Origin of the sequence: Hydrogenophaga sp. 70-12, from assembly GCF_001897365.1 — a bacterium.
Lineage (GTDB): Bacteria > Pseudomonadota > Gammaproteobacteria > Burkholderiales > Burkholderiaceae_C > Hydrogenophaga > Hydrogenophaga borbori.
The window spans coordinates 1-8,137 of the sequence record NZ_MKSS01000300.1 but is presented as its reverse complement, the minus strand read 5'-3'; the positions used below and the strand labels follow the sequence as shown (position 1 = coordinate 8,137).

The window sequence follows — 8,137 nt, the reverse complement described above, 5'->3', positions numbered from 1 at the left end:
CCGGCAGCCTGCCCAACGACGGCAAGGTGATCGAGGACGCCCGCAGCTACCGCTGAAGGGCGCCGGGACAGGGGTTTGTACGGGTGGGGGGCTACGTATTTCCCGCGATGGCCGCCCCCGTGGGCCCGCATAGCATGCGCGGGTCATTAACCTCCCTACAGGAGACAACCATGAAACAGCTCGTCACTCTGGCCCTGGGCACAACCCTGGCGGTGGGCGCGTTCGCCCAGGCCTTCCCCAGCAAACCCATCACCTTCGTGGTGCCCTTCGCCGCTGGCGGCCCGACCGACCTCGTGGCACGCCAACTCGCCGAGGCCATGCGCAAGCCGCTGGGCAACAACGCCAACATCGTGGTCGAGAACACCGCCGGCGCCGGCGGCACCATCGCCGCGACCCGCGTGGCCCGCGCCCCCAAGGACGGCTACACCCTGCTCGTGTGGCACATCGGCATGGCCGCCACCGACAGCCTCTACAAGAAGAAGCAGTTCAGCGCGCTGGACGATTTCGAGTACCTGGGCGCCATCAACGACGTGCCCATGACGCTGCTGGGCTCCAACAAGCTCAATGCCAATACCTACCGCGACTTCGAGGCCTACATCCGCTCCAACGGCGGCAAGCTCAACCTGGCGCACGCCGGCCTGGGCTCGGCCTCGCACATCTGCGGCCTGATGTGGCAGCACGCCGTCAAGCTCGACAAGTCCATGACCACCATTGCCTACCGCGGCACCGGCCCGGCCATGAACGACCTCATCGGCGGCCAGGTGGACGTGATGTGCGACCAGACCACCAACACCACCGCGCAGATCGAGGGCGGCCGCGTGAAGGCCTTCGCCGTGACCACGGCCAAGCCGCTGAGCAACCACCCCATCCTCAAGCACTACCCTTCGCTGCAGGAAATGGGCCTCAAGGGCTTCAACCTCACCATCTGGCACGGCATGTACGCCCCGAAAGGCACGCCGCCCGACGTGCTGAAAAAGCTCAATGACGCCCTCAAGGTCGCGCTCAAGGACCCCGAGTTCATCAAGCGCCAGGAAGAACTGGGCGCCATCGTGGTGACCGACGACCGCGTCACGCCCGAAGGCCACAAGAAGTTCGTGGCCAACGAGATCGCCAAGCTCAAGGTGGTGATCGACGCGGCCGGCCAGTACGCCGATTAATAGGGAAACACCCCCCGCGGCGCTTCGCGCCACCCTCCTGAACGGGGGCGACACCTGCGGCCCGGCGAAGCCGGTTCCGCGGTGTCTCTGGGTTTTCACCCGTGCGCGCTGCGCGGGTGTCTCTGGGCTGACACCTGCGCTCGCCGGGTAGTAGTCCTCCGGTTGACTCCCCGACGCTGACCGGTAGGCTGACGGTCACCGACCGTTCAAGCAGGAGACCACCGCATGCGCCTCAGCCGCCGATCCCTCATTGCCCTCGCCACCGCCCTGGCCCTGCCCGCCGCCACGCTCGCGCAGGGTGCCTGGCCGAACAAGCCGGTGCGCATCGTCGTGCCCTTCGCGCCGGGCGGCACCACCGACATCCTGGCCCGCACCCTCGCGCCCGAGCTGAGCAAGGCCTTTGGCCAGAGCTTCGTGGTGGAGAACCGCGCGGGCGCGGGCGGCAACATCGGCGCCGAGGTGGTGGCCAAGTCGCCCGGTGACGGCTACACCCTGCTCATGGGCACCGTGGGCACGCACGGCATCAACAAGTCGCTGTACAGCAAACTGCCCTACGACCCGCAGAAGGACTTCGTGCCCGTGACCCTGGTGGCCGGCGTGCCCAACGTGATGGTGATGGGCACCAAGCGCGCGCAGGAGCTCGGCATCCAGAGCGTGGCCGACTTCATCAAGGTCGCCAAGGCCCGGCCCGGGCGGCTGAACATGGCCTCCAGCGGCAATGGCACCTCCATTCACCTGGCCGGCGAGCTGTTCAAGTCGCGCACCGGCATCTTCATGACGCACATCCCCTACCGCGGCTCGGGCCCGGCACTGGCCGACCTGCTGGCCGGCGGCGTGGACGTGATGTTCGACAACCTGCCCTCGTCCATGGCGCACATCCAGGCCGGCAACCTCAAGGCCTTCGCCGTGACCAGCGCGGTGCGCTCGGCCGCCCTGCCCGACGTGCCCACGGTGGCCGAGGCGGGCAAGCTGCCGGGCTTCGAGGCCAGTTCCTGGTTCGGCCTGCTCGCGCCGGCCGGCACGCCGGCCGACACCGTGAACCGCCTGCAGCAGGAAACCGCCAAGGCCCTCAGCGCCCCGGCGGTGAAGGAACGCCTGCTGGCCCAGGGCGCCATCCCCAGCGGCAACACGCCGGCCGAGTTCGCGGCGCTGATCGACGCGGAAATCCGCAAGTGGGAGGCCGTGGTGAAGGCCTCGGGCGCGAAGGTGGATTGACGGCGGCGGGCGGGCTCACACCCCCCAGACCACCTCCACGCGCTCCTTCAGGGCGCGCTGCAGCATTTCGATGAAGGGCGTGCTGCGCATGCGCAGGCTCACGCTCTCGAACGTCGGCGGGACCTCGCCCTTGGCCTCGGCCTCGTCGCGCAGGCGCTTGTGCTCGGCTTCCTCGGCCAGCACCGCGGCGCGGATCGCATCGATCGCGCGCGGCATGTCGTCAGGCAGCAGCACCCCAGGGCTGTCAGGGTCCTTGCCCAGGATCTCCAGCATGCGCTTGCCGTGCGCCGGCAGCATGACGAGATCGCCGGTCTCCCGGGATTTGAAGCGGTACACACTCATGTCGTTTCTCGAACGCGGAACGCCCGACCTTACTCCCTTGGGGGCGGCCACGCCAGTGCGCTGGTGTAACACGGCTTTCACTGCCAAGGGTTTACCCGGTTGTTCGCTGATGTTTCATGTCTAAACTAATTAAACATGAAAACGTCGCTGCAACGCATCCTGTGCATCGGTGGTGGCCCGGCAGGGCTGTACTTCGCGCTGTTGATGAAGCGGCGACAGCCCTCGCTGGAGGTCACGGTCGTCGAGCGCAACCGCCCCTTCGACACCTTCGGCTGGGGCGTGGTGCTCTCCGACCAGACCCTGGGCAATCTGCGCGCGGCCGACCCCGAAACGGCGCAGGAAATCGGCGACGCCTTCAACCACTGGGACGATATCGAGGTCTTCTACAAAGGCCGCAGCGTGCGCAGCGGCGGCCACGGCTTCTGCGGCATTGGCCGCAAGCGGCTGCTCAATGTGCTGCAGGCGCGCTGCCAGCAGCTCGGCGTGAAGCTGGTGTTCGAGACCGACGTCACCGACGACCAGGCCCTGGCCGCGTTGTACCGGGCCGATCTGGTCATCGCCAGCGACGGCCTCAACAGCCGCGTGCGCACGCGCTACGCCAGCACCTTCGAGCCCGACATCGACAACCGCCAGTGCCGCTTCGTGTGGCTCGGCACCAAGAAGACCTTCGACGCCTTCACCTTTGCCTTCGTCCAGACCGAGCACGGCTGGTTCCAGGCCCACGCCTACCAGTTCGACGCCGACACCTCCACCTTCATCGTGGAGACGCCCGAACACGTCTGGAAGGCACACGGCATCGACCAGATGAGCCAGGAAGACGGCATCGCCTTCTGCGAGAAGCTCTTCGCGCCCTACCTCGACGGCCACCGCCTCATCAGCAACGCCGGCCACCTGCGCGGCTCGGCCATCTGGATCCGCTTCCCGCGCGTGATCTGCAAGACCTGGGTGCACTGGCAGGCCATCGAGGGCAGGAACACCCCCATCGTGCTGATGGGCGACGCCGCGCACACGGCGCACTTCTCCATCGGCAGCGGCACCAAGCTCGCGTTGGAGGACGCCATCGACCTGGCCACCGAGTTCGAGCGCCACCCCGAGGCCGACGTCGCCACGGTGCTGCAGGCCTACGAGGCCCGGCGCAGCGTGGAGGTGCTCAAGATCCAAAACGCCGCGCGCAATTCCACCGAGTGGTTCGAGCACGTGGACCGCTACACCGGCATGGAGATCGAGCAGTTCGCCTATTCGTTGCTCACGCGCAGCCAGCGCATCAGCCACGAGAACCTGCGCCTGCGCGACGCCCGCTGGCTGGAAGGCTACGAAAACTGGCTCGCGAATCGCGCCGGCAGCGCGGCCGCGAAACACCCCACGCCGCCCATGCTGCTGCCGCTGAAGGTGCGCGGCCTGTCATTGAAGAACCGCATCGTCGTGTCGCCCATGGCGCAGTACAAGGCGCAGGACGGCGTGGTGGGCGACTGGCACTTTGTTCACCTGGGCGCGCGCGCCGCCGGCGGCGCGGCGCTGGTGATGGTCGAGATGACCAGCCCCACGCCCGAGGGCCGCATCACCCCCGGTTGCCCCGGGCTGTGGAACGACGCGCAGCAGCGCGCCTTCGAGCGCATCGTTCGCTTCGCCCATGAAGAGGGCGATGGCGTGAAGATCGGCCTGCAACTCGGCCACAGCGGCCCCAAGGGCTCCACGCAACTGGGCTGGGAACAGATCGACGAGCCCCTGCCCAGCGACAACTGGCCACTGCTGTCGGCCAGCGCCCTGCCCTACGGCGAGCAGAACCAGGTGCCGCGCGCCATGACCCGCGCCGACATGGACGCCATGACCGCCGCCTTCGTCGACTCGACGCGGCGCGCCGCCGCCGCCGGTTTCGACTGGCTGGAGCTGCACTGCGCGCACGGCTACCTGCTCTCGGCCTTCATCTGTCCGCTCACCAACCAGCGCACCGACGCTTATGGCGGCTCGCTGGAGAACCGCTGCCGCTACCCGCTGGAAGTCTTCCAGGCCATGCGCGCCGCCTGGCCCGCCGACAGGCCCATGAGCGTGCGCATCTCGGCGCACGACTGGGCACCCGGTGGCAACACGCCCGACGACGCGGTGGCCATCGCGCGCCTGTTCAAGGCCGCTGGCTGCGATGTGATCGACGTCTCCTCGGGACAGACCACGCGCCAGGCCAGGCCGGTGTATGGCCGCATGTACCAGACACCGTTCGCCGACCGCGTGCGCAACGAGGTCGACATCCTGACCATGGCGGTGGGCGCCATCAGCGAGGCCGACCACGCCAACAGCATCGTGGCCGCGGGCCGCGCCGACCTGTGCGCCGTGGCCCGCCCGCACCTGGCCAATCCGGCCTGGACGCTGCACGAGGCCGCCAAGCTTCAGACCCGCGCCATCGATTGGCCCGCGCCCTACCTGAGCGGGCGCGACCAGCTCTACCGGGAGATCGCGCGCCAGCAAGCCATGAAGGCGCAAGAGGAAGAGGAGGCCAGCAAATGAACGCTCTCGAAAACCTGGACCTCGAGGCGCGCGCACACAGCGAGCACGCGCATGAGCTGCGCCTGTGGTTGCGCCTGCTCACCTGCTCGCAGCTGATCGAGAAGCGCGTGCGTGCGGGACTTCGGGAGCATTTCGACACCACGCTGCCGCGCTTCGATCTGATGGCGCAACTCGAACGCCACCCGGACGGACTGAAGATGAAGGAGCTGTCGCACCGGCTCATGGTCACGGGCGGCAACGTCACCGGCATCACCGACCAGCTCGTGGCCGAGGGCCTGGTCGAGCGCACCGGCGTCGAGGGCGACCGCCGCGCCTTTCGCGTGCGCCTGACCGAGCGCGGCCGTCGCGCCTTCACCCAGATGGCCGAACAGCACGAGCACTGGATCGTGGAGGCCTTCGAGGGCCTGTCGCCGCGCGACCTCGAGCAGCTCTACAAGCTGCTGGGCAAGGTCAAGCAGCACCAGCTCGAACTCAACCAGCGCCTGACGGACGCCATCGAATGAAACACCCCATCCCCGACCACAACCCCATGCGCGGCCAGTACGCGCCGGCCCCGGCCTCGCCCCGGCACTTCGCCCTGTCCATCGCGGGCGGCGTGGCCACCGTCACGCTCAACCGCCCGGACCGCAAGAACCCGCTCACCTTCGACTCCTACGCCGAGCTGCGCGACTGGTTCCACGGCCTGCAACGCGCCACCGACGTGAAGGCGGTGGTGCTCACCGGTGCGGGCGGCAACTTCTGCTCCGGCGGCGACGTGCACGAGATCATCGGCCCGCTGACGAAGATGACCATGCCCGAGCTGCTGGCCTTCACGCGCATGACGGGCGCGCTGGTGAGCGCCATGCGCGCCTGCCCGCAGCCCATCGTGGCCGCCATCGACGGCGTGTGCGCCGGCGCTGGCGCCATGATGGCCCTGGCCAGCGACCTGCGCCTGGGCACGGCGCGCGCCAGCACCGCCTTCCTGTTCACGCGCGTGGGCCTGGCCGGCGCCGACATGGGCGCCTGCGCCCTGCTGCCGCGCCTGATCGGCCAGGGCCGCGCCAGCGAGCTGCTGTTCACCGGCCGCGCCATGAAGGCCGACGAAGGCCTGGCCTGGGGTTTCTTCAATGCCCTGCACGAACCCGAGGCCCTGCCCGGGGCCGCGCTCAAGCTCGCGGCCTCGCTCGCCGAAGGCCCGACCTTCGCGCACGGCATGACCAAAACCATGCTGCACCAGGAATGGGCCATGACGCTGGACCAGGCCATCGAGGCCGAGGCCCAGGCCCAGGCCATCTGCATGCAGACGCAGGACTTCCGCCGTGCCTACGAGGCCTTCGCGGCGAAGCAGCGCCCGGTCTTCGAGGGAGACTGAGCCCATGGTCGCCTTCGACCGCCCCCATGGCATGACCCCGCCGCAGGCGCAGTGGGAACTGCCCTTTTTCGGCGAGCACCACCGCGCGCTCGCCCTGGGCCTGGCCGACTGGGCCGGCGCGCAACAGGTGGACGAATCCGACGACCGCCGCGCCTGCCGCGACTGGGTGCGCCGCCTGGGTGAGTCCGGCTGGCTGCGCTACTGCGTGCCCGCCGCGCACGGCGGCGCGCTCGACAAGCTCGACTCGCGCGCGCTCGTGGTCCTGCGCGAAACCCTGGCCTTCCACTCGCCGCTGGCCGACTTCGCCTTCGCCATGCAAGGCCTGGGCAGCGGCAGCATCACGCTCGGGGGCAGCGAGGCGCAGCGCGAACAGCGCCTGCGCGCCGTGGCCAGTGGCGCGCAGATCGCCGCTTTCGCGCTCAGCGAACCCGAGGCCGGCTCCGACGTGGCCGGCATGCGGACCCGCGCCCGCCCGGTGGACGGCGGCTGGGCACTGGATGGCAGCAAGACCTGGATCAGCAACGGCGGCCTGGCCGACTTCTACGTGGTCTTCGCCAAGACCACACCCGACGCCGGCGCGCGCGGCATCAGCGCCTTCGTCGTGCCGGCCGACGCGCCGGGCCTGGACACCACCGAGCACATCGACGTGATGGCCCCGCACCCGCTCGCCACCCTGCGCTTCAAGGACTGCCGCGTCGGCGCCGACGCGCTGGTGGGCGCAGTGGACGGGGGCTTCAAGCTGGCCATGCAGACGCTGGATATCTTCCGCGCCTCGGTGGCCGCCGCCGCGCTGGGCATGGCACGCCGCGCCTTCGCCGAGGCGGTGGCCCACGCGAAGCGGCGCGAGATGTTCGGCCAGCACCTGGCCGACTTCCAGCTCACCCAGGCGCGCCTGGGTGAGATGAGCGCGCTGATCGACGCCGGCGCGATGCTCACTTACCGCGCCGCCTGGATGCGCGACGAGAGCGCTTCGCAAGGCGCCGGCACGCCGGCCTACACCGCCGCCGCCGCGGCCGCCAAGCTCACCGCCACCGAGAACGCGCAGCGCGTGATCGACATGGCCGTGCAGATGTTCGGCGGGCGCGGGGTGCGCGTGGGCGAGGTGGTGGAACACCTCTACCGAGACATCCGCTCGCTGCGCATCTACGAGGGCGCGAGCGAGGTGCAGCTCCTGATCCTCGGCAAGAACGCCCTGCGTTGAACCACGAGACACCGATGACATCCGCCCAGACCGACCGCTTCGTGCACGACCGGCTGCCCCCACCGGGGCAATGGCCCGAGCTGCGCTTCGACACGCCCGAGCTGCAGGCCATTCCCGCGCAGGTGAACCTGGTGCAGGCCCTGTTCGACCAGGCCTTCGCCCGGGGCCACGCCGAGCGCCCCTTCCTGCGCAGCGACGCCCGCACGCTGAGCTATGCGCAGGCGCGCGAGCAGGTCAACCGCATCGCCAACCTGCTGGTGCGCGAACACGGCCTGGTGCCCGGCAACCGCGTGCTGCTGCGCGGCGGCAACTCGGTGGCCATGGCGCTGGCCTGGCTGGCCGTGGTGCAGGCCGGGCTGGTGGTGGTCGCCA

8 protein-coding genes are annotated in these 8,137 nt (G+C 69.4%); 7 read left to right on the top strand and 1 reads right to left on the bottom strand.

Annotated elements, in window-relative coordinates; translation table 11 throughout:
- Positions 1 to 170 precede the first annotated feature (170 nt).
- Both BGO22_RS16165 and BGO22_RS16160 read left to right on the top strand, forming a co-directional pair.
- On the top strand, positions 171 to 1,157 hold the full coding sequence (locus BGO22_RS16165) for a tripartite tricarboxylate transporter substrate-binding protein (RefSeq protein WP_070400682.1): 987 nt from the start codon (positions 171 to 173) through the stop codon (positions 1,155 to 1,157).
- A 225-nt stretch (positions 1,158 to 1,382) separates the two neighbouring features.
- Complete coding sequence (locus BGO22_RS16160; protein ID WP_070400683.1) at positions 1,383 to 2,372, top strand: tripartite tricarboxylate transporter substrate binding protein; 990 nt, start codon at positions 1,383 to 1,385, stop codon at positions 2,370 to 2,372.
- A 15-nt stretch (positions 2,373 to 2,387) separates the two neighbouring features.
- Here BGO22_RS16160 and BGO22_RS16155 read toward each other — a convergent pair whose 3' ends face one another.
- Positions 2,388 to 2,714, bottom strand: coding sequence for a DUF1840 domain-containing protein (locus tag BGO22_RS16155; RefSeq protein WP_070400684.1), 327 nt, complete (start codon positions 2,712 to 2,714; stop codon positions 2,388 to 2,390).
- A gap of 135 nt (positions 2,715 to 2,849) precedes the next feature.
- Here BGO22_RS16155 and BGO22_RS16150 point away from each other — a divergent pair, with 135 nt between their 5' ends.
- The 5 genes from BGO22_RS16150 to BGO22_RS16130 form a co-directional block, all read left to right on the top strand.
- Positions 2,850 to 5,213 carry a bifunctional salicylyl-CoA 5-hydroxylase/oxidoreductase gene (locus BGO22_RS16150; protein ID WP_286851732.1) on the top strand — a complete coding sequence of 788 codons (2,364 nt, stop codon included), beginning with the start codon at positions 2,850 to 2,852 and terminating at the stop codon, positions 5,211 to 5,213.
- Between the two features lie 14 nt (positions 5,214 to 5,227).
- Complete coding sequence (locus BGO22_RS16145; RefSeq protein WP_070400745.1) at positions 5,228 to 5,716, top strand: MarR family winged helix-turn-helix transcriptional regulator; 489 nt, start codon at positions 5,228 to 5,230, stop codon at positions 5,714 to 5,716.
- Positions 5,713 to 6,564, top strand: coding sequence for an enoyl-CoA hydratase family protein (locus BGO22_RS16140; RefSeq protein WP_070400686.1), 852 nt, complete (start codon positions 5,713 to 5,715; stop codon positions 6,562 to 6,564). Before BGO22_RS16145 ends, BGO22_RS16140 begins: the two co-directional genes overlap by 4 nt.
- Positions 6,565 to 6,568: 4 nt before the next feature.
- Entirely contained in the window at positions 6,569 to 7,765 is a 1,197-nt protein-coding gene (locus BGO22_RS16135) for an acyl-CoA dehydrogenase family protein (protein WP_175442881.1), read from the top strand.
- A 14-nt stretch (positions 7,766 to 7,779) separates the two neighbouring features.
- The coding region (locus BGO22_RS16130) for an AMP-binding protein (RefSeq protein WP_286851728.1) at positions 7,780 to 8,137 on the top strand (358 nt) is incomplete at its 3' end.

What these genes read in the sequence shown, in the direction of transcription:
- BGO22_RS16150 (WP_286851732.1), top strand. Translation starts at nt 2,850, where the DNA reads ATGAAAACGTCGCTGCAACGCATCCTGTGCATCGGTGGTGGCCCGGCA.
- BGO22_RS16135 (WP_175442881.1), top strand. Translation starts at nt 6,569, where the DNA reads ATGGTCGCCTTCGACCGCCCCCATGGCATGACCCCGCCGCAGGCGCAG.
- BGO22_RS16165 (WP_070400682.1), top strand. Translation starts at nt 171, where the DNA reads ATGAAACAGCTCGTCACTCTGGCCCTGGGCACAACCCTGGCGGTGGGC.
- BGO22_RS16155 (WP_070400684.1), bottom strand. Translation starts at nt 2,714, where the DNA reads ATGAGTGTGTACCGCTTCAAATCCCGGGAGACCGGCGATCTCGTCATG.
- BGO22_RS16160 (WP_070400683.1), top strand. Translation starts at nt 1,383, where the DNA reads ATGCGCCTCAGCCGCCGATCCCTCATTGCCCTCGCCACCGCCCTGGCC.
- BGO22_RS16140 (WP_070400686.1), top strand. Translation starts at nt 5,713, where the DNA reads ATGAAACACCCCATCCCCGACCACAACCCCATGCGCGGCCAGTACGCG.